The organism is Pseudomonas sp. BB438, assembly GCF_057180225.1.
Genome location: NZ_CM170001.1, coordinates 2,391,276 through 2,411,860, shown reverse-complemented (window position 1 = coordinate 2,411,860; position 20,585 = coordinate 2,391,276). Strand labels below are relative to the sequence as shown.

Annotated in this window: 17 protein-coding genes and 1 riboswitch; of the genes, 9 read left to right on the top strand and 8 right to left on the bottom strand. The window is 65.3% G+C overall.

Going from position 1 to position 20,585, the window contains the following annotated elements:
• Positions 1-95: 95 nt before the first annotated feature.
• The 4 genes from AC1ZV1_RS11310 to AC1ZV1_RS11295 form a co-directional block, all read right to left on the bottom strand.
• Positions 96-2,378, bottom strand: coding sequence for a fatty acid cis/trans isomerase (locus AC1ZV1_RS11310; RefSeq protein WP_484296785.1), 2,283 nt, complete (start codon positions 2,376-2,378; stop codon positions 96-98).
• 71 nt (positions 2,379-2,449) lie between these two features.
• Positions 2,450-4,609, bottom strand: coding sequence for an ATP-binding protein (locus AC1ZV1_RS11305; protein ID WP_484296784.1), 2,160 nt, complete (start codon positions 4,607-4,609; stop codon positions 2,450-2,452).
• On the bottom strand, positions 4,594-5,811 hold the full coding sequence (locus AC1ZV1_RS11300; protein ID WP_484296783.1) for a hypothetical protein: 1,218 nt from the start codon (positions 5,809-5,811) through the stop codon (positions 4,594-4,596). Before AC1ZV1_RS11300 ends, AC1ZV1_RS11305 begins: the two co-directional genes overlap by 16 nt.
• Before the next feature lie 267 nt (positions 5,812-6,078).
• Positions 6,079-6,885 carry a hypothetical protein gene (locus AC1ZV1_RS11295; RefSeq protein WP_484296782.1) on the bottom strand — a complete coding sequence of 269 codons (807 nt, stop codon included), beginning with the start codon at positions 6,883-6,885 and terminating at the stop codon, positions 6,079-6,081.
• A gap of 271 nt (positions 6,886-7,156) precedes the next feature.
• On the opposite strand from AC1ZV1_RS11295, the gene metH reads away from it, so the two are divergent.
• The 4 genes from metH to AC1ZV1_RS11275 all read left to right on the top strand — a co-directional run bounded on the left by metH (position 7,157) and on the right by AC1ZV1_RS11275 (position 13,218).
• Positions 7,157-10,849, top strand: a complete 3,693-nt coding sequence (metH, locus tag AC1ZV1_RS11290) for a methionine synthase (RefSeq protein ID WP_484296781.1) — start codon at positions 7,157-7,159, stop codon at positions 10,847-10,849.
• A 177-nt stretch (positions 10,850-11,026) separates the two neighbouring features.
• Positions 11,027-11,377: a 50S ribosome-binding protein YggL gene (locus AC1ZV1_RS11285; RefSeq protein WP_484296780.1), complete on the top strand. Its 351-nt coding sequence runs from the start codon at positions 11,027-11,029 to the stop codon at positions 11,375-11,377.
• A 107-nt stretch (positions 11,378-11,484) separates the two neighbouring features.
• The gene (locus tag AC1ZV1_RS11280) at positions 11,485-11,757 is read left to right on the top strand and encodes a YceK/YidQ family lipoprotein (protein WP_484296779.1); all 273 of its coding nucleotides are present in this window, start codon (positions 11,485-11,487) and stop codon (positions 11,755-11,757) included.
• 99 nt (positions 11,758-11,856) lie between these two features.
• Positions 11,857-13,218 carry an FAD/NAD(P)-binding protein gene (locus tag AC1ZV1_RS11275; RefSeq protein WP_484296778.1) on the top strand — a complete coding sequence of 454 codons (1,362 nt, stop codon included), beginning with the start codon at positions 11,857-11,859 and terminating at the stop codon, positions 13,216-13,218.
• Between the two features lie 82 nt (positions 13,219-13,300).
• On the opposite strand, the gene AC1ZV1_RS11270 is transcribed toward AC1ZV1_RS11275, so the two are convergent.
• From AC1ZV1_RS11270 to AC1ZV1_RS11255, 4 genes are all read right to left on the bottom strand, one after another.
• Complete coding sequence (locus tag AC1ZV1_RS11270) at positions 13,301-13,660, bottom strand: hypothetical protein (RefSeq protein WP_017519512.1); 360 nt, start codon at positions 13,658-13,660, stop codon at positions 13,301-13,303.
• Positions 13,661-13,730: 70 nt separating this feature from the next.
• Entirely contained in the window at positions 13,731-14,141 is a 411-nt protein-coding gene (locus AC1ZV1_RS11265) for a roadblock/LC7 domain-containing protein (RefSeq protein WP_484296777.1), read from the bottom strand.
• A 32-nt stretch (positions 14,142-14,173) separates the two neighbouring features.
• Positions 14,174-14,704: a GTP-binding protein gene (locus AC1ZV1_RS11260; RefSeq protein ID WP_484296776.1), complete on the bottom strand. Its 531-nt coding sequence runs from the start codon at positions 14,702-14,704 to the stop codon at positions 14,174-14,176.
• Positions 14,701-15,294: a hypothetical protein gene (locus AC1ZV1_RS11255; protein ID WP_484296775.1), complete on the bottom strand. Its 594-nt coding sequence runs from the start codon at positions 15,292-15,294 to the stop codon at positions 14,701-14,703. Before AC1ZV1_RS11255 ends, AC1ZV1_RS11260 begins: the two co-directional genes overlap by 4 nt.
• 121 nt (positions 15,295-15,415) lie before the next feature.
• A riboswitch (cyclic di-GMP riboswitch) is annotated at positions 15,416-15,503 on the bottom strand.
• A 230-nt stretch (positions 15,504-15,733) separates the two neighbouring features.
• On the opposite strand from AC1ZV1_RS11255, the gene AC1ZV1_RS11250 reads away from it, so the two are divergent.
• The 5 genes from AC1ZV1_RS11250 to AC1ZV1_RS11230 all read left to right on the top strand — a co-directional run bounded on the left by AC1ZV1_RS11250 (position 15,734) and on the right by AC1ZV1_RS11230 (position 20,563).
• The gene (locus tag AC1ZV1_RS11250; RefSeq protein ID WP_484296774.1) at positions 15,734-17,059 is read left to right on the top strand and encodes an MATE family efflux transporter; all 1,326 of its coding nucleotides are present in this window, start codon (positions 15,734-15,736) and stop codon (positions 17,057-17,059) included.
• 48 nt (positions 17,060-17,107) lie between these two features.
• Positions 17,108-17,323 (top strand): DUF2970 domain-containing protein, encoded by a 216-nt coding sequence (locus AC1ZV1_RS11245; RefSeq protein ID WP_138525536.1) that lies wholly within the window; start codon positions 17,108-17,110, stop codon positions 17,321-17,323.
• A 338-nt stretch (positions 17,324-17,661) separates the two neighbouring features.
• Entirely contained in the window at positions 17,662-18,156 is a 495-nt protein-coding gene (locus tag AC1ZV1_RS11240) for a PaaI family thioesterase (RefSeq protein ID WP_484296773.1), read from the top strand.
• Positions 18,157-18,417: 261 nt separating this feature from the next.
• A complete protein-coding gene (locus tag AC1ZV1_RS11235; RefSeq protein ID WP_484296772.1) occupies positions 18,418-20,076 on the top strand; it encodes a nitrite/sulfite reductase in 1,659 nt (552 codons plus the stop codon).
• Positions 20,060-20,563, top strand: a complete 504-nt coding sequence (locus AC1ZV1_RS11230; RefSeq protein ID WP_484296771.1) for a DUF934 domain-containing protein — start codon at positions 20,060-20,062, stop codon at positions 20,561-20,563. Before AC1ZV1_RS11235 ends, AC1ZV1_RS11230 begins: the two co-directional genes overlap by 17 nt.
• The last annotated feature ends 22 nt before the right edge of the window (positions 20,564-20,585 follow it).

Sequence of the window (20,585 nt, the reverse complement as noted above, 5' to 3'; positions counted from 1 at the left end):
CCTACCGTTTTAGTAGGAATAATTCGCAGCTGGATGGACGGCAGGTCACTCCCTGCAGGAGCGGGCATGGCCCGTTCCTACAAAGAGCGTACCGGTCAGAGGTTCTCGTAGCGGTTCATGTCCAGCACGCCCGCCTCCACCGGCTCGGTTTCGCGCAGGTAGGCGTCGAGGTCGTGGAAGTAGAACCAGAATTGCGGATGGCTGCGGCGGATGCCCCAGCGGTCGGCGACCTTTTCGAAGTCCGTGGCGCTCTTTACCTGCTCCAGCGCCGTGACGAAATCGCCCGCCTCGGCGGCCTTCAGGTTGAACATGAAGTTCGGGTAGCTGGAGAGCACACCGGGGTAGATGGTCAAGGTGTCCAGCCCCGGCTGGTAGCGCAGCGACTCACCCGTCATGAAGGCGACGTTGCTGTGGGCGCGGTTGCGCAACACGGTGTAGATCTCGCGCTGGCCGTCCGCCAGCTCCACCCGCAGGATGGTCGCTTCGGGGAACTGATCGATCACCGGCAACCCGGCAGCCGGGCGGCTGACCAGGCGGCTGAAGGCCTGCTCGGCATCCTGCAGGGGTGCCGCCACGGTGTTGCGGTAGCAGGCGCCGTTCTCGCACAGGTTGATCGGGTCGGGCCGCGCATTGAGCGCCACGTAGTGCTTGAGCAACTGCTTGGCAAAGGCCAGCTTGGCACCCTTCTCCGGCAGGAACAGCCCGGTGGGCGCGTCGCTGTCGGAGTTGTAGTAGTCGGCCCACATCTTCAGCTTGCCGCTGCTCTGGTACCAGTCGTCGAGCAGGTTCTTGCGCGCGCCGACGGGCATCAGGCGGAGGAAGTTCTGCTCGGCGCCGTTGCGGATCAGGTCGAAGTACAGCCGCGTCTGCGCCTGGTGGGCGACGTTGCCGAACACGTCGAAGTTCACCACCAGCCCGTAGTAGGTGCGCTCCAGCAGAGGGTAGTCCATCCACCAGATGGTCTGCGGCACGCCGCCGATCAGGCCCTTGCGCACCGAGGCGCTGTCGTACTGGCGGAAGATGCTCAGCACCGCGTTGTCGTTGCCGGCCCAGATGTCGGCCCAGGTCGGCGCCGGCGCATCGTCATAGACGTCCTGGCGCAGCTCTTCGTATTTGTTGCGCTTGTCGCGGTAGGAGCGCCACTGGGACAGCATCGCGCCCACGTCGTCGATCTGCCCCGGCAGCGCCAGCAACGGAGAGGCGCGGCGCTGGAATGTCGGGTCGGTGACGTACAGGTCGTGGTCCGGGTCCTGGAACACTGCCCAGAAGTTGTCGCGGATCACGTCGGTGGCGATCTGCCCGCGACACACCGGCCCGCGGATGAAGGTGCGGACGAAGTACTCGGCGTTGTCGAGCATGAACTGGTAGCGCGCCCGCGCCGGGATCGCCTCGAAGGTCACGAAGGGATTGGCGCGGTGCTGCAGGCCGTAGCCCGGTACCTTATCGGTGTTCCAGGCAGTGCCGTAGAACAGCTCCTGGTTACGCTTGAGGCGGGCCTCGTTGAGCGGATAGGTGATGTGCGTCTTGTGCACGATCACGCCCTGGATGGGCCACAAGCGGTAATAGAAGGTATTGCCCGGGTCGTCGTTGGGCCGGCGCGTGGCGATGGGGTCAATGGGCTGGCCGCTGGGTGTGCGCGAACGCACCAACTGGAAGAAATGCCCTGGCTCGCCACGCTCGGTGAAGTACAGGTGGGCAAGGAACAGGTGCTCGTAGATCCAGCGTGACACCAGGCTCTGGCGCGCCCCGGGCTGGTTGAGGAAGCCTTCCCAGTCAGCGATCTGCGCCGCCTCGCCGCTGCCCGGCTGCCAGACCGCTTCGTCCACCGGCGCGCCCTGGGCCAGCCAGGTCTGGATGGTCTTCAATTGCTTGTCGGTCAGCCCGGTGACGGCGAACGGCATGCCGCTGCGCGGGTTCTTCGCCACGAAGTCGTCGATGCTGTCCGGCGTCGGGCACTGGTTGGTGCGGTTGATCGACAGGTCCAGCCCGTCGGGAATCTTCGCGTTGGGCACCAGCGGATGCGCGTGGCCCAGGTCGATCATCCGTGCCATCAAGGCCGCCTGGCTGTCGCGACCGTCGAGCACCGACCAGAAGTCCTTGCGCCGCCAGGCGTCGGCGCCGTGAGCGTCGAGGAACAGCCGGGTCGGGTCCTGCGCCGTCGAACGCGCGCCATCGTAGACCGGCAACTTGTTCGCCCCGCGCTGCGCGCCTTCGGCAGCGGTCAGGTTGAGCTGGCACGGCGAGTCGTAGCAGGCGTGGCACGCTACGCATTTCTCGGTGAAGATCGGCTGGATGTCCTTGGTGTAGGACATCGACTCGGCACGCAGGCACGCGCTGACCAGCAGCAGGGTCAGCAGCGCAAGTATCCGGGGGAGCATGGGGGCGTTCCTTGATCAATAACACCGCGAAGTCTATCAACTCGCGGGCTCGCCGGCTGCGCGCCTTTCGGCTAGCCGGCGTCCCGGACCATCGCCGACAACTCGTGGCGCAGCAGCAGCGGCAACTCGTCAACCTCGAACTGGCCAGCGAACAGGGGCACGGCGAACCCGTAGCCGTCGTCATTGCGCTTGAGCACAAAGGCCAGTTGCAGGCGCGCGAGGGACTCCTTGAGCGCCACCGCATCGGTGTGCTCGCCGAACAGTTCGATCAGCCCGGCCAGGCTGATGCTGCCGTGCTGCGCGGTGTGGTAGACGAGGATGCGGTCCAGGCGGCAGGCCGCTTCGTCCTGGCTCAGACGGCCCCAGCCGGCCAGCGCATCCTGCACCGCCTGAGACGCCAGTGCGCCCTTCAGCTGCAGGCGCTCGATCACCCGCGCGCCGGGCGGCAGCGCCTCGAGACACTCCTGGCAGAGGATCGCCACCAGGTTGGCGCGCTGGCCACTGGCGTCCACCAGGTCTTCGAGCAGGGTGTCGCTGGCGAACCCCAGGCGCAGGCTGGCCAGCGGCACGCTGGCGAGTTCCCGGCAAGCCTGGCGCTCCAGGGCGCCGATAGTCAGTACTTCGCCGAAGTTGCGCAGGGGCGACTGGTAATCGAGCACGGCGGTGGCATACAGGTCCCAGAAACCGGCGAGCATGAACCAGCAACGGCCCTCCTCGCTCAGCGCCCGCAAGGTGGACAGCTGCGGATAGCCGTTGGCGGCTTCGTCACGGAAGAACAGGTCGGCCTCGTCGATCAGGAGGAACAAGCGTTTGCCGGCGTGCTGCGTGGCGATGTGCTCGACGATGCGGTCCAGCGAACGGTCCGCCGGCAGGCCGAACTGCAGCGCCAGGCGTGGCGCGAGACGGTGGTCACGCAGCGAGACGTAATGGCAGACCATCTGCGGATGATCCTCCAGACGCCGCTGTACGGCCTTGAGCAGGCTGCTCTTGCCCAGTTGGCGGCCGCCGACCACCAGGTAGTTGGCCGGCTCGCGACCCAGCACCCGCGCCAGCAACTGGTCGCGACCGAAGAACGAGCTGGCACGCACCACGCCGCCACGGGTCTGGTACGGCGAGATGCGCGTCAGCCGCAGCTGAGTGGCGAGTAGCCGCAGCAGCAGTTCGCCGGCATCGCCGCCCAGCAGCCAGCGCGTCTGTTCGCGAGAGTCGACGGCGACGCAGAGGTTGGCGGTGTCGGCGCAGTACTTGAGCAACTGCGGCTGCCCCGTCTTCGCCAGCACCAGCATCACATCGCTCCCGGCATTGACGGTGCGCAGGTGCTGCATGATCTGCCCGTCGTGCTCGTCAGGCGCAGGTACATAGACCAGGCAGCGGTCCAGCGACACCGGAACGCCGTCGGGCAGTTTCCATTCGAAGACGCGACCGGGAAGCGACCAGCCCCAGCTGACCTGGCAACTCGCCCCCAGCGCCAGGGCGAGGGCCTGGGCACGCTGTTCGGCTTCGGCGCAGGAGTAGCCCAGCGCCTGCTGCCAACTGACCGCATCGACGCCGGCAGCACGCAGGGTTGCCTGGCGGCGGCCCAACAGGCCGAGCAGCCGATCCAGCTTGCGCAGGTCGGCGGGGTCGGTGTCCAGCAGCCGCTGCGGGCGCAGTTGCACCGGCCCCAGCAACGGGTGGCGGAACACCAGGAGCAGGCCGGCGATGACGAACAACAGCACGCAGATGATCACCAACCAGCGCAGGCTTTCCACCAACGGGTTTTCCGCCGGCGCAGCGTCTTCCCGAACCAGGCAACTGGTCAGCAGGTAGCGCTCGGGAATGGGCGGCGTGCCGGGGCGGCAGCTCCACTCGCTGCTGCCTGGAGGCATGTCGACTATCACCTGCTTGCCGGCAAGCACGCCCAGTTCGGCGCGGTCCTCGATAGTCATCACCAGACGCTGCGGCTGCGGCGAGACGACGCTCAGGATCGGGTCGCGGAACGCCGGCGCGTGGGCCTGGATATCGTCGGGCCAGCGTCCCTCGATCTGCTGCGCCTGCATCATCGCCGTGCGCCAGCTGGTCATCTCGCCGAAGAACTGCTCGAAGGCCTCGTTGCCCAGCGCCGCCTCGCGGGTGAAGGGGTTGAGCCGTGGCGCCAGCACGGCGCTGAACAGCAGGAAGGTGGCGAGGGCGATGAACAGCAGGCGCTTGACCCGCACCGCACCCCTTTGCCGACTCAGGCCTCGACCCATGCGTCCAGCACCTGCCGGCCAGTCTGCCGGATGATCTCGCAGCGCCACGCCAGGCGCGCCGCGTCGCCCTGGCCGCGGACCGTGATCAGGTTATTCCAGAACAACCGGCGCAGTTCGCCATCGCCCAGATAGGGACTGGCGCGGCCCAGGTCGGCGGCGTCCAGGCGCTGACGCAGGCGCTCGCGTGAACTGTCGGTTTCCACCAGCGGCAAGAAGGCTTGCCAGAGGCGCGCGCTGCGAGACAGCAGCTCATGGAGCGCGCGGCGCGACTCACTCGTGAGGCCGTCATGCTGGACCAGCCACTCCAGCCCCTCTTCCGCCAGCGCCGGGTGGCCACCGCAGCTTTCCAGCAGCTCACCCAGCATGGCCTGGTCGAAACGCTGTTCCGGCCAGCGGCGCTGGGCCAGCAGCGTCAGGTCGGCCAGTGTCAGCTCGGACCAGTGGCTGACCTGGGCAATGTTCAGCAGCGAGAGGTCGCCGCTACGGTATTTCAGGTCAGCCAGCCCTTCTCCGCCGCACAACAGCAGGTGCAGGCGGCCACTGTGCATCTCGCTCAGGCTGCGCAGGATACCGGCGAGCATCTCGCGCAGCGCCGGTGTGCCCTGCTCGAAACGACTGACCAGGCAGAACAGTCGCTCGCCGGCCAGCAGACGCCGCTCCAGCGCGGCCTCGAACTCGTAGTCCGAGGAAACATCAGGGAAACCGCATTGGCGACCGATGGCAGCAAAGTAGTCGCCACTGGCAGTACTGGCGCTATACGGCGGCTGGATGTGCAGCACCGACTGCTCGCCATAGAGCGCACGGGCACGGCCCAGCAATTCCTGGCGGAACGGTGGCTGCCCCCAGTGCGCCTGCGACAGCAGCAGGACGATGGGGTACGGCGTGAGCCGCCGCAACTGCTCGAACAGCGATTCGATGTAGGGCGCGAAGGGCACGCCGCCGGCAGTCTCGGCCTGCAGCGGGAACTCCTGTTCGAAACCGGCGGCGCTGAACAGGCGGTTGGTCTCCAGTTCGGTCAGGCGCAGGTAGCGGGCACAGGCGATCAGCTTGTCGCGGGATTTCGGGTTGGGCAGCGACAGGCCGTTGCGCCAGTTGTTCACCGCTTCGCGGCTCAGGCCGATTTCCGTCGCCACGCCCGAGGCACTGGCGCGAATCCGGCGCATGTAGAGCGTCAGCAGTTGCGAGAAAGCATCCGTGTCCAAGGTCGCCAATCCATAGCTTGCGTGGGGCGGCCAGCTGCGCCGCACGCTCCATCCCCGCCGGTCCCGCGATGCTGCCGGCTTCATGATCGGGCGGGCGTCCACAGCGCGCCGCCGACGGCGAGCAGGCAGATAGCCACCACCCCTCGCCGCGCGCCAGCATACGCACGGCAGGGTTTTGCGCCTAGATGGGTGCGACAGCGTTTCGCTTTTGGCTGAGACCGATGTCGCATTTCCCAACGTCGGACTGGCGGGCCGCATACTGGCGCGTCAGTCCGCGCCGTCGGCTGCCTCAGGCCCTTCACGCTTCTCGGTCAGGTCGCTGTACTCGACCCAGCCATAGAGCAACGGCAGGACGATGGCGAGCACCACACCCAGGCCCAGCCACATCCAGAAGCCCTTGAAAAACACCAGCGCCAGCACGGTCAGGATCACCGCGTGCAACAGGCCCTTGGCCATCTGCCAGAGCACCAGCCCGGTCTTGATCACCCCGCCCGGACCGACACCGGTCTGACGCGCGACCTTGGCGAGTTCGGTGATTCCCTCCACCAACGCCCTGGCCTTCTCCTCCTGCTCGCGCGCTTCCTCGATCAGCGTGCGTAGCGGCACCGGCCGACTGACGCAGACGCTGGTGTCCTCCTCCCCTTCCCCGCGGCGAACATCCAGTTGGGTAACCACGATGGGCTCGATGAAGGGTTCGCGGTGGTACAGGTCCGAACGATTCACCAGCTTGCCATCGAGGAAGTGGTGGCGCTGGGTCTCGCCGACCTGATCGTGGAAGACCTCGATCACTGCAGCGCGCAAGCCGTGTTCGAACAGACTCTCCAGGAGGTGCAACGGCAGGTTGGCACGCACCGAGGTGTCGAAGTCCAGGCGGATGTACTCGGGCTGCGCGCTGAACTGCTGGTTGAACCACTCGTCCCGCCAGATTCCCGAGAGGTCGACGCCCAGGCGCTGCTGGTACGCGAGGGACTTGTCCTCGTCGCCACGCATGAGGTTGACCACTGAAAGCACGCACAGCTCGTGCGGACCCTGCTCCTTGAAGAACAGCATCAGCGTGTTGGCGTTCTGCGACATGGGGCATCTCCTTGCGACATGAATTCCTGGGGCGGGCGAGCAGAGAAGAAACTTCTTCATCGGTGCCGCGTTGTGCCGTGGATTCTCCCAGCACGCCCACGCGGAGGCAGTTCCGGACTTGTCAGGTCCGGTTGGGGTGCGGTTGACAGGACGTCAAGTCGCGCACCCCATCAACATGAGCAGAATTCATGGAAAACCGCGGACCACCGGAAAGCCGTGCAGCTTTGCTATCATCAGCGACCTTTCGTCACGCCCTTTTCCGAGACTTCCAATGATCGACCGTGCCGCACGCCTGCAAGCCCTCCAGCAAGCCCTCAAGGAGCGCATCCTGATCCTCGACGGCGGCATGGGCACCATGATCCAGAGCTACAAGCTGCAGGAAGAGGATTACCGTGGCGCGCGCTTCGCCGACTGGCCAAGCGACGTGAAGGGCAACAACGACCTGCTGCTGCTCAGCCGCCCCGACGTCATCCAGGCCATCGAGAAGGCCTACCTGGACGCTGGCGCGGATATCCTCGAGACCAACACCTTCAACGCCACCCGCGTGTCCCAGGCCGACTACGACATGCAGGAACTGGCCTACGAGATGAACGTCGAGGGCGCGCGACTGGCCCGTGAAGTGGCGGACGCCAAGACCGCGGAGACCCCGGACCGCCCGCGCTTCGTCGCCGGCGTCCTCGGCCCGACCAGCCGCACCTGCTCGATCTCCCCGGACGTCAACGACCCCGGCTTCCGCAACGTCACCTTCGACGAGCTGGTGGAGAACTACAGCGAATCCACCCGCGGCCTGATCGAGGGCGGCGCGGACCTGATCCTGATCGAGACCATCTTCGACACCCTCAACGCCAAGGCCGCGATCTTCGCCGTGCAGGGCGTCTACGAAGAGCTGGGCATCGAGCTGCCGATCATGATCTCCGGCACCATCACCGATGCCTCCGGCCGCACCCTGTCAGGCCAGACCACCGAGGCCTTCTGGAACTCGGTGCGCCATGCCAACCCGATCTCCGTCGGCCTGAACTGCGCCCTAGGCGCCAAGGAACTGCGCCCCTACCTGGAAGAGCTGGCGAACAAGGCCGAGACCCACGTCTCCGCGCACCCCAACGCCGGCCTGCCGAACGCCTTCGGCGAATACGACGAGACCCCGGCGGAAATGGCGGTGGTCGTGGAAGAATTCGCCGCGTCGGGCTTCCTCAACATCATTGGCGGTTGCTGCGGTACCACGCCGGGGCACATCGAAGCCATCGCCAGGGCCGTGGCCAAGTACGCGCCACGCGCGATCCCAGAAATTCCCCGCGCCTGCCGCCTGTCCGGCCTCGAGCCCTTCACCATCGACCGCAACTCGCTGTTCGTGAACGTCGGTGAGCGCACCAACATCACCGGTTCGGCCAAGTTTGCCCGGCTGATCCGCGAGGAGAACTACGCCGAAGCGCTGGAAGTAGCGCAACAGCAGGTGGAAGCCGGCGCCCAGGTGATCGACATCAACATGGACGAAGGCATGCTGGATTCGAAGGCAGCCATGGTCCGGTTCCTCAACCTGATCGCCTCCGAGCCGGACATCTCCCGCGTGCCGATCATGATCGACTCCTCCAAGTGGGACGTGATCGAAGCCGGCCTGAAATGCATTCAGGGCAAGGGCATCGTCAACTCCATCTCCATGAAGGAAGGCGTCGAGCAATTCAAGCACCACGCCCGCCTGTGCAAGCGCTACGGCGCCGCCGTGGTGGTGATGGCCTTCGACGAAGCCGGCCAGGCCGACACCCAGGCACGCAAGGAAGAAATCTGCCAGCGCTCCTACGACATCCTGGTCAACGAAGTGGGCTTCCCGCCGGAAGACATCATCTTCGACCCGAACATCTTCGCGGTCGCCACCGGCATCGAGGAACACAACAACTACGCGGTCGACTTCATCGAGGCCTGCGCGTACATCCGCGACAACCTCCCCTACGCCCTGACCTCCGGCGGCGTCTCCAACGTGTCCTTCTCGTTCCGCGGCAACAACCCGGTGCGCGAGGCGATCCACTCGGTGTTCCTCTACTACGCCATCCAGAACGGCCTGACCATGGGCATCGTCAACGCCGGCCAGTTGGAGATCTACGACGAGATCCCGCAGGAGCTGCGCGACAAGGTCGAGGACGTGGTGCTCAACCGCAACCCTGATGCCACCGAGGCGCTGCTGGCCATCGCCGACAACTACAAGGGCGGCGGCGCGGTCAAGGAAGTGGAAGACGAAGAGTGGCGCAGCCACAGCGTCGAGAAGCGCCTGGAGCACGCACTGGTCAAGGGCATCACTACCTTTATCGTCGAGGACACCGAGGAGTGCCGGCAGAAATGCGCGCGCCCCATCGAGGTCATCGAAGGCCCGCTGATGAATGGCATGAACGTGGTCGGCGACCTGTTCGGCGCCGGCAAGATGTTCCTCCCGCAGGTGGTGAAGTCCGCCCGCGTGATGAAGCAGGCGGTGGCCCACCTGATCCCCTTCATCGAGGCGGAAAAAGGCGACAAGCCCGAGGCCAAGGGCAAGATCCTCATGGCCACGGTGAAGGGCGACGTGCACGACATCGGCAAGAACATCGTCGGCGTGGTGCTGGGCTGCAACGGCTACGACATCGTCGACCTGGGCGTGATGGTCCCGGCCGAGAAGATCCTGCAGACCGCCCGCGAGCAGAAGTGCGACATCATCGGCCTGTCCGGCCTGATCACCCCGTCGCTGGACGAGATGGTCCACGTCGCCAAGGAAATGCAGCGGCAGAACTTCAGCCTGCCGTTGCTGATTGGCGGCGCCACCACTTCCAAGGCGCACACTGCGGTCAAGATCGACCCGCAGTACAGCAACGACGCGGTGGTCTACGTCACGGACGCTTCCCGCGCGGTGGGTGTGGCCACCACCCTGCTGTCCAAGGAAATGAAGTCCGAGTACACCCGCAAGCTGCGCGAAGAGTATGCGGAAGTCCGCGAGCGCACCGCCAACCGCAGCGCGCGTACCGAACGCCTGAGCTACGAACAGGCCATCGCCGCCAAGCCGACGTTCGACTGGGCCGGCTACCAGCCACCGGTACCGAGCTTCACCGGCGTAAAAGTCCTCGATGATATCGACCTCAACGTGCTCGCCGAGTACATCGACTGGACGCCCTTCTTCATCTCCTGGGACCTGGCCGGCAAGTACCCGCGCATCCTTACCGACGAAGTCGTGGGCGAAGCCGCGACCAGCCTGTTCAACGACGCCCAGGCGATGCTGAAGAAGCTTATCGACGAGAAGCTCATTCGCGCCAAGGCGGTCTTTGGCTTCTGGCCGGCCAACCAGGTGCACCACGACGACCTGGAAGTCTATGGCGACGACGGCCACAAGCTGGCCACCCTGCACCACCTGCGCCAGCAGACCATCAAGCCCGACGGCAAGCCGAACTTCAGCCTGGCCGACTTCGTCGCGCCGAAAGACAGCGGTGTGAAGGACTACGTCGGCGGCTTCATCACCACCGCCGGCATCGGCGCCGAGGAAGTGGCCAAGGCCTACGAAGCCAAGGGCGACGACTACAACGCGATCATGGTCAAGGCCCTCGCCGACCGCCTCGCCGAAGCCTGTGCCGAATGGCTGCACGAGCGCGTGCGCAAGGAGTACTGGGGCTACCAGCCCGAGGAGCACCTGGACAACGAGGCGCTGATCAAGGAGCAGTACGTCGGCATCCGCCCGGCGCCGGGCTACCCGGCCTGCCCGGATCACACCGAGAAAGGCACGCTGTTCAAGCTGCTTGACCCGAAAGGCCTGTCCGGCGTGACCTTGACCGAACACTACGCCATGTTCCCGGCCGCCGCCGTCAGTGGCTGGTACTTCGCCCACCCGCAGGCGCAGTACTTCGCCGTGGGCAAGGTCGACAAGGACCAGATCGAACGCTACAGCGCACGCAAGGACCAGGAAATCGCCACCAGCGAGCGCTGGCTGTCGCCGAACCTGGGGTACGACAACTAAGCCCCCACCTGGCCGCGTGGCGCTGTTCCACGCGGCCCGTCCAGGGCTGTCGAAAACCGGCGCTGCACTCCTCGCGCAGATACGGGATAATCCCGCCACCCCGCGCGCAATCCGCTCGGGACACCACGGATTGAAGCCCGGCCACTCGCCGGTTTTCCCCTGACGAGAGAAACACAGATGAAATACCTCACCCCCGAACAGATGGCCAAACCGCGCAAGCGCCGCCTGCTGAAGAAACTGCGCCTGGGCGAGTTCCAGGAATTCGGCTTCAGCCTGGAAGTGAACTACACCGGCAATCTGGACGACGTGCTCGATCAGTGGATCGCCTTCGTCGAGTCCGAGGGCTGGGTCTTCGTCGGCGGCGCCACCGAAGACGGCGAGTTCACCGGCTACCTGTGCCTGAACGCCGTCGGCAGCCTCACCGAAGCCGACCGCGAAACCACCCGCCTGTGGCTGGAAAAGCAATCCTGGGCCAAGTCCTTCGAGCTGGGCGAACTGAGCGACTGCTGGCACGGCCTGTTCGAGTAAGACGCAGTGAAAGGCGGCCATCCCAGCCGCCTTTCCGATTCGTCCTATCCCCTGATACCGACTTGGCCGACATCGTTCAGCACTCGAAACCAACGCTGGAAGCTGTCATGCGCCACCTCCTGCTTTTCTTGCTCCTGGCCTGCGCCCTCATGGGCTGCGGCACGTTCATCACTCGCGTCGAAGATCACGGCTGGACCCACGACACCTACTACAAAGGCGTGCAGGCGGACGCCAAACTGCTCACGGGAGACATCAGCACCGGCTATGCGCCGATCACGCTGTTCTGCTGGATGAGCATCGTCTGCCCGATGGTCACGGTGGTTTCCATGCCGGTGGACGCCGTCATCGACACCGTGGCGCTGCCCTTCGACCATCCCTGACGGAGACGGCTGGCTCGCCTACCAGCGTCCGTTCGCCACGATTGCCAGCAAGGCTTACCTCTGCGACCCTGCCCCGGTCCGAAACAAGGAGCGGGTTGCATGGAACACATCGCCATCATCGGCAGCGGATTCTGCGGCACGGCACTGGCCATCCAGTTGCTGCGCAATGCCAGGGGGCCGCTGCGTCTCAGTCTGATCAACCGCTCCGGGCGTCTGGCCCGTGGACTGGCCTACGGCACCCGCTCGGCCAGCCATATCCTCAACGTCCCGGCTGAGCGCATGAGTCTTTTCCCCGACCAACCCTCGGACTTTCTCGAATTTGCCCGCCAGCGGAGGCCCGACGCAAAACCGGGCGACTTCCTTCCCCGCCGTTTCTACGGCGACTACTTGCAGGACCGCCTCGGCCACGCAATCGCCGAAGCCTCGCCCGGCGTTCGTTTCAGCAGCCTGTGCCAGCAGGTGCTGGAGATGAGCGACAAGGGCGATCACCTGGGGCTGCTGCTCGACGACGGGCAGACGCTCGAAAGCGAGAAGGTGGTCATTGCCACCGGCAACTTCGCTCCGGCGACACCCGCCCCCCTGAAAACCCTGGAGCAGAACCCACGCTATCTGCGCGATCCGTGGACACCTGGCGCCCTCGACGCTATTCCAGGAGATGCCGAGATTCTGCTGCTCGGCGCTGGCCTGACCATGTACGACATGGCGCTGGCGCTGCAGGACCAGGGCCATCGCGGGTTGCTGCTGGCCCTCTCGCGCCGCGCCCTGCTGCCTCAGGCGCATCGCGACAATGCGATCCATCCGCAGTTGCCTGAGCTACCGGAGGCCTTCCTGCGGGACATGGCGCTGAACCAGCGGCTGCGCAGCCTGCGAAGCCTGATCCGCCAGGCTGCCAAGGATGGCCATGACTGGCGCGACGTGATTGCCGCGTTGCGCCCCATCACGCCGCACCTCTGGCAGGCCATGAATGACCGCGAGCGCAGTCGTTTCCTGCGCCATTTGCAGGCCTATTGGGATGTTCATCGCCATCGCGCTGCGCCACCGGTGGCCCAGCGCATCAGCGACCTGCGCGACAGCGGCCAGTTGCGGGTACAGGCAGGCCGGGTTCTGGCGGCCAGTGCGACGGAGAACGGCATCGAGCTGGAAATTCGCCATCGCGGCGCAAAACAGTCGCAACAGGATCGCTTCGACTACCTGATCAACTGCACCGGACCCTGTACCAGCCTGCGCAACGTGAACGAGCCGTTGCTGAGTGGATTGCTGGATCGCGGCACGATCCGCCAGGACAAGCAGGGCCTGGGATTGGACACCGATGGCGAATTCCGTTTGCTCGACAAGAACGGCAAGCCCAATCCAAATCTCTATCTGCTCAGCCCGATGCTGCGCGCCAGCCACTGGGAAGCCACTGCGGTACCGGAGCTACGCAATCACGCGGCGCACCTCGCCGGGTTTCTGCTGTCCTGAAATGAAGCTGGCCCACAAAGGGCCAGCCAGATTTCGTCGATGAGGGCAGACCTCCCCGTCCGCCCTCGCTTGGGGACGGAAATCAGATCGCTACCTGCGCCTCCACCTCCTGCAGCTTGCGGCGGGCCAGAGCGAGGTTGGCTTTCACCTTGTCCAGCACGTAGTACATGAACACGCCTTCGTGCTTCGCCATGGGGCGGATGATGTGGTACTGGCGGCCAAGGGTGATGAGGATGTCCTCGATCACATCGTTGAGCGCCAGGGATTTCATGGTCTTGAGCTTGGCGCGGACCACTTCGGTGTTGCCCGCCGCGGCCAGTTCCAGGTCCACGCCACCGCCTGCCTGCCCGAGCAGCATGCCGCTCTTGGCATCCACCACGGCGGACGCCAGGGCACCATCCAGGTTCAGCAGTTCGTCCAGCGATTGTTGCAGTGCTGCCATAGCGATTACTCCTTGAGTGCGCGTCCTGTTGTAGGGGCCCCGCAGCCGCGCGCGCCGCGAAGCCTTTGTCTCAGCCGGACAGCGACAGATCCGCCAGCCGCGTTGCCGTTCGTTTTGCCTGGTAGAGCACCTGACCGAGCATCTCCTCGCGGTCGGCGACCAGGTTGAGGATCATCGGATGGCTCGGGTGCGGAATGTCGACGATGACGATGTATCCCTCGCTCGCCTCGACGATCACGTTCTGGTGCGGGCCGACTTCGCTTTCCTGGCCGACCATCGCACCGAGGGCAGAGATCGAGCAGGCCATCGCCGCCAGCTTGGACACCTCCACCCCCTTGCCGGCGCGGGAAGCCACTTCGAAGCCGTCGGTGGTGGCGATCACCGCCGCGCTTAGCCGGCCCAGGCTCGCACCGAGCTCCTCCAGCGCCTGTTCGGCGTCGTTGCGCAGTCTTTCCGGCAGGTTCATCAGGGTGTGCTCCATGGTCGGCTCCAATCTGTCGTGAGCGTCCGTCCTCAGGCCGCGGTGCATTCCAGTTGCAGCAGGAGCAGGTCGAGCAACACGCGCACCTGTTCCGCCTCACGCACATCCACTTCGATCACCGGAAAGGTGTACCCGACCTGGGCCAGCGCGGCGGCGTAGTCGTCCAGCCCCGGATAGGGATTGTCCGGCAGCCGGCCCACCCCGACCACGCAGGGCGCCTGTGCGATGCAATCCGCGAAACCGTCGAGGTAGACGCGCAGGTCGCCCAGCGGATCGGGCCGCGAGTTGTCGATCAGGATCACCAGGCCCAGCGCGCCGCGGGAAAGGATTCCCCACATGAAGGCGAAACGCGCCTGTCCGGGAGTGCCGTACAGGCGCAGGCGCTCGTCCGGGCCAAGCACCACTTCGCCGTAGTCCAGGCCGACGGTGGTGCGCGCCTTGTCCAGGCTGGGGTCGTTGTTCTGCACATCGGTGCTGACCGGCTCGATATCGCTGATCGCCGCGATGGCAGTGGTCTTGCCGGCGCCCATGGTGCCGGTGAAAAGGATCTTGTATTCCCTCATCGGCCTGCCTCCACAGCACCACCCAGACCTAGATGACGACGGATGCGCGCCAGCAGTCCGACCGGCGCCGCGGCATGCTGCGCGGGCGCAATCGGCGCGGCCTCAGGGCGCTGGAGCATCTGCTGGGCGGCCATCAGGCGGACGAAACTCTCCGCCACCTGCCGCGGCACGCCGGAACGCTCGCACAGCTCGTCCAGGCTCATGGCCCGAGTACAGAGCAGCGTGGCCAGGCGTACGTAGCGATGGTCGCCGTTGAGCAGGGAAGCTGACGGCCAGTGCTTCAGGCGGACGGCCTCGCTGGGTAGTTCCGCCGGCCGGTGACCGATGGCCCGAGCGGCGCGCTCCAGGCAATCGAAGACTTCGCTGGCGCGCAACGGCCAGTGCACCCAGAACGGCTCGCCCTGGGCGGTGCGCAGTTGCACCCGTGGCTCACCCTCCTCGCCCTCTACCAGCAGGTCGGCAGGGCCATCGACGTAGGCCCAGCGCACCAGTGTGCGGCCGCTGAGCAGACCGACGATGGACTTGAACACCACCTGATCACGTAATGCCATCCGGGCGAACCCGAAGGTGTATTGGACTGGCTGATTCATCGGCGCGCTCCCTTGGGCCAACAAACACCATCAACCTGCACGGGTTGATCAGGAGGCTCACCGGGACATTGGAGGCTGCCGAGCACAGGCTCGCAGAGGGCACGGACGAACGTCCGGCCTGCTTGGCAACCCCGCGGTCATGGCCCTTCCGGGCTGTAGATCGGTGGCTTTGCGTCCCTGGCTTTCGCACAGGTTTGCCCTGGTCAATTGAGTCTCAGCGTAGTACGTCGTCTGCGTTCGCCAAGGCGAAAAAACGTGACATGCCTCACACAAATATCGGAAATATCGCCGGAACAACTTCGCAATATTCGTAGGCATATTCCGGACTAAAAAGGAGCAGGGAACGGCCTGCTCGGCTAGGATTTCCCACAGCGGAGTCCTACCGGCACGGGTCCGCCGGATGTCCAGAACAGGCCGGAGCTCACTGCCCAGAGACGCCATGCTAGAGCGCCAGCGGTTCCAGAACATACTCAGCCTGGGCCTGCCGATCATCGGCGGAATGCTCAGCCAGAGCCTGCTCAATCTGGTGGACGCGGCCATGGTCGGCCACCTTGGTGAAACGTCCCTCGCCGGCGTCGGCATCGGCAGCTACGCCAACTTCGTCGCCATCTCCCTGGTAATGGGCCTTGGCGCCGGTGTGCAGGCGCTGGTCGCCCGCCGGAGGGGTGAAGGTCGCAGCGATGAACTGGCCACGCCACTGAACGCGGGACTGTTGGTGGCGCTCGGGCTGTCGCTACCGATCACGCTGATCTGCCTGCTGTTTGCCGAGCCCATCGTCCGAGCCCTGTCGAACGACCCGGACGTGCTCGCTGTCGGCATTCCCTATTTCGAGTGGCGCGCGCTGTCGGTACTGGCTGTCGGCCTGAACTTTTCCTTCCGCGGCTACTGGAACGGCACCCGGCGCTCGGGCATGTACATGCGGACGCTGGTGGTGATGCACTTGGCCAACGCGGCTATCAGCTACAGCCTGATCCACGGCCTGTTCGGCCTGCCCCGGATGGGCGCCGTCGGGAGCGGGCTCGGCACGACGCTGGCGCTGTACCTGGGCTCGCTGATCTACGCCTGGATCACCTGGCGCGACGTCCGCGCGCAGGGCTTCCAGCCGCGCCTGCCAAGCGAGCGGGACATCCGCACGCTGCTGCGCCTGTCGCTGCCCAACTCGCTGCAGCAATTCTTCTTCGCCGCCGGCATCACCCTGCTGTTCTGGATCATCGCCCAGGTCGGCACTCGCGAGCTGGCGGTAGCCCACGTGCTGATCAATCTGGCGCTGTTCCTGATCCTGCCCGGCGTCGGCCTGGGCATGGCGGCCACCACCCTGGTCAGCCAGAGCATGGGCGAACGCGATTTCGACAGTGCGCACCGCTGGGGCTGGGACGTGGTCAAGGTCGCGGCCTGCGGGCTGGCATTGCTGGGCGCACCGTTCTGGCTATTTCCCGAAGCCATCCTGCGGCTGTTCGTCAGCGATCCTGCGCTGATCGAGCTGGGACGAGTACCGCTGATGCTAACCGGAATGGGCATGGTGATCGACGCCACCGCGCTGGTGCTGACCCAGGCGTTGCTTGGCGCAGGCGCCGTGCGCACGGTGATGGCGGTGAGCCTGGGCAACCAGTGGCTGTTCTTCCTGCCGCTGGCGTACCTGGTCGGCCCGGTGTTGGGCGGCGGGCTGCTGGCGATCTGGAGCATGCAGATACTCCAGCGCGGGCTCGCCTCGGCGATCTTCGCGGTGATGTGGCAGAAGCGCCAGTGGACACAGATCGAGCTCTAGCGCCTGCGCGCTCAGGAGCTAGGCTTGCAGGCAAAAGGAGGAAGAACGATGGACGAACAACAGAACAAGCCGCCGACCTTCTGGCAGATGCTCCACAGCGTGCTGGCCGCGGCCTTCGGCGTACAGAGCGGACGCAACCGCGCGCGTGACTTCACCCACGGCAAGCCCAGCCATTTCATCGCCATGGGCATTCTCTTCACGCTGGTCTTCGTGCTGCTGCTGTATGGACTGGTGCAACTGGTGCTGCATTTCGCCGGGCTGTAGAACGCCGGCCGAAGGGTGAAGTACCCGGCGGGCCGCAGGACGACCCGCCGGCACCGCTGTTACTGATGGCTGACCCAGAACACGGCGGTGGCAACCACCAGCAGGATCAGGATGAATGCGGCGCGGGCATCGACGACGCTGTCGCTGGTCTTCCTGGACGTTTCTTCGCTCATGCTTCCCCCATCTTCTCGTTATTGGTTGAAGGACCACAGACAAGAGTTAAGACCAGCCCTGCCTCGCACTCAAGGAACCGCCCCTTTCCGCTGCCGCGCAAATGCCGTTAGGCTGCGGTTCGACATTCCCTTGAGACAAGAACAAGCGAGGAGAAAGGTAGGACCATGCACGTGGACTCACTGCAAGACACTGTCGCGCCGGAAGGCGTCTGCTACGGCTGCGGCGGCAACAACCCGCACGGACTGCACATCAAGAGCCGCTGGCACGAGGACGGCATCCATGTCGTTGCCGAGCACCTCCCCGAGGCCAAGTACTGCGGCTGGCCGGAACTGGTCTACGGCGGCCTGATCGCCATGCTGGTGGACTGCCATTCGAACTGGACCGCCATGGCCTACCACTACCGCAGCGAAGGCCGCGAGCCGGGCAGTCTGCCGCGCATCGACTGCGTGACCGGCAACCTGGGCATCAAGTACATCAAGCCCACGCCCATGGGCGTGCCGCTGACCCTGAAGGCCTATGTCGAAGGTGACGTCGGGCGCAAGAGCCGGATCATCTGCGAAGTCTATGCTGGCGACGTGCTGACCTGCGTCGGCGACTCGATCTTCGTCCGTGTCGACACCTCGCAACTGCGCGACGCCGCCCACGGCCGCGACGCCTGACCCACTCCCGTTGCGCCGCTGCCATTAACCAGGCGAAGCGGCGCAACGAAAGAACTGACGTCCGGCTTCAAGTCCCCGTCCCGCCTGTGTTTCAGGCCCGGCGCGACTTATACCCGAAAGTTCTCGCCATATACTCAAACATCACTTTTGCGCATATTCCCGAACTGGTATCGTGCGCCCCACTCCGCGTGGAGCGCGTTGCCGTGCGCGCTGGGATACGCAATACGCCCTGAGCGCTATAGCCTGACAGCAGGATGATTCATGTACGTATATGACGAATACGATCAAAGGATCGTAGAGGATCGCGTCAAGCAGTTCCGCGATCAGACCCACCGTTATCTGGCGGGCGAACTGACCGGCGAGGAATTCCGCCCGCTGCGTCTGCAGAATGGCCTGTACATCCAGCGCTATGCGCCCATGCTGCGGGTGGCGGTGCCTTATGGCCTGCTGTCCTCCCGGCAAGTCCGCAAGCTGGCGCAGATCGCCCGCGACTACGACAAGGGCTACGCGCACATCAGCACCCGCCAGAACGTCCAGTACAACTGGCCGGAACTGGAAGACGTGCCGGAAATCCTTGCCGAGCTGGCGACCGTGCAGATGCATGCGATCCAGACCAGCGGCAACTGCATCCGCAACACCACCACCGACCAGTTCGCCGGCGTCGCCCGCGACGAACTCGTGGACCCGCGTCCCTGGTGCGAGATCATCCGCCAGTGGTCGACCTTCCACCCCGAATTCGCCCACCTGCCGCGCAAGTTCAAGATCGCCGTCAACGGCGCCGTGAGCGACCGCGCCGCCATCGAGGTGCACGACATCGGCCTGGAAGCGGTGAAGAACGACGCCGGCGAGCTGGGCTTCCGCGTCTCCGTCGGTGGCGGCCTGGGCCGTACCCCGATCGTCGGCAGCTTCATCAATGAATTCCTGCCCTGGCAGCACCTGCTCTCGTACCTGGATGCCATCCTGCGCGTGTACAACCGCTACGGCCGTCGCGACAACAAGTACAAGGCGCGCATCAAGATCCTGGTCAAGGCGCTGACGCCGGAAGTCTTCTCCCAGAAGGTCGACGCCGAATGGGCGCACCTGAAGGACGGCCCGAGCACCCTGACCGACGCCGAACTGCAGCGCGTGGCCGCCCACTTCGTCGACCCCGCCTACAAGGCCCTGGAAGACCAGGACGCGGCCCTCGCCCAGCTGGACGCCGAGAACCCCGGATTCGCCCGCTGGCGCGCTCGCAACACCTTCGCCCACAAGAAGCCCGGCTACGTCGCCGTGACCCTGTCGCTCAAGCCCACCGGCGTAGCGCCTGGCGACATCACCGACAAGCAGCTGGACGCGGTCGCCGACCTGGCCGACCGCTACAGCTTCGGTGAAGTGCGCAACAGCCATAACCAGAACATCATCCTCGCCGACGTCGAGCAGGCGCAGCTGTTCACCCTCTGGGGCGAACTGCGCGAGAACGGTTTCGCGACCCCCAACGTGGGCTTGCTGACCGACCTCATCTGCTGCCCGGGCGGTGATTTCTGCTCCCTGGCCAACGCCAAGTCGCTGCCCGTTGCCGAAGCCATCCAGCGTCGCTTCGACGACCTGGACTACCTGTTCGACATCGGCGACCTCGACCTGAACATCTCCGGCTGCATGAACGCCTGCGGTCACCACCACGTGGGCCACATCGGCATCCTCGGCGTGGACAAGAAGGGCGAGGAGTTCTATCAGGTCTCCCTCGGCGGCAGCGCCAGCCGTGAGGCGAGCCTCGCGCAGATCCTCGGCCCGTCGTTCGCCCAGGATCAGATGGCCGACGTGATCGAGAAGATCATCAACGTCTATGTGGAACAGCGCACCGAAGAGGAACGCTTCCTCGATACCTACCGTCGCATCGGCATCGATCCCTTCAAGGAGCGCGTATATGCAGCGAATCATTAAGAACCGCGAGGTCGTCGACGACCGCTGGCACCTGCTGCCCAAGGACGCGACCCTCGAGACCGTGCCCAACTGCGACGACGTGATCATCCCGCTGAACCTGTGGCTGGAACACGGCCCGGCCCTGCGTGGCCGTGACGGCGGCCTGGGCGTTTGGCTGGACGCGGACGAAGAGCCGGAAGCCATTGCTGGCGACCTGGACAAGTTCAAGGTCATCGCCGTGAACTTCCCCGCCTTCACTGACGGCCGTGGTTTCAGCACCGCACGCCTGCTGCGCGAGCGCTTCGGCTACCAGGGCGAAGTCCGCGCCATCGGCGACGTGCTGCGCGACCAGCTGTTCTTCATGCAGAGCTGCGGCTTCGACGCCTACGCCATCCGCGCCGACCGCGACCCACAAGCCGCGCTGGCGGGCCTGGACGACTTCAGCGAGGTCTACCAGACCTCGGTGACCCAGCCGCAACCGCTGTTCCGTCGCCGCCAGATCGCCTGATTCGGTCGAACTGAGTCAGCGC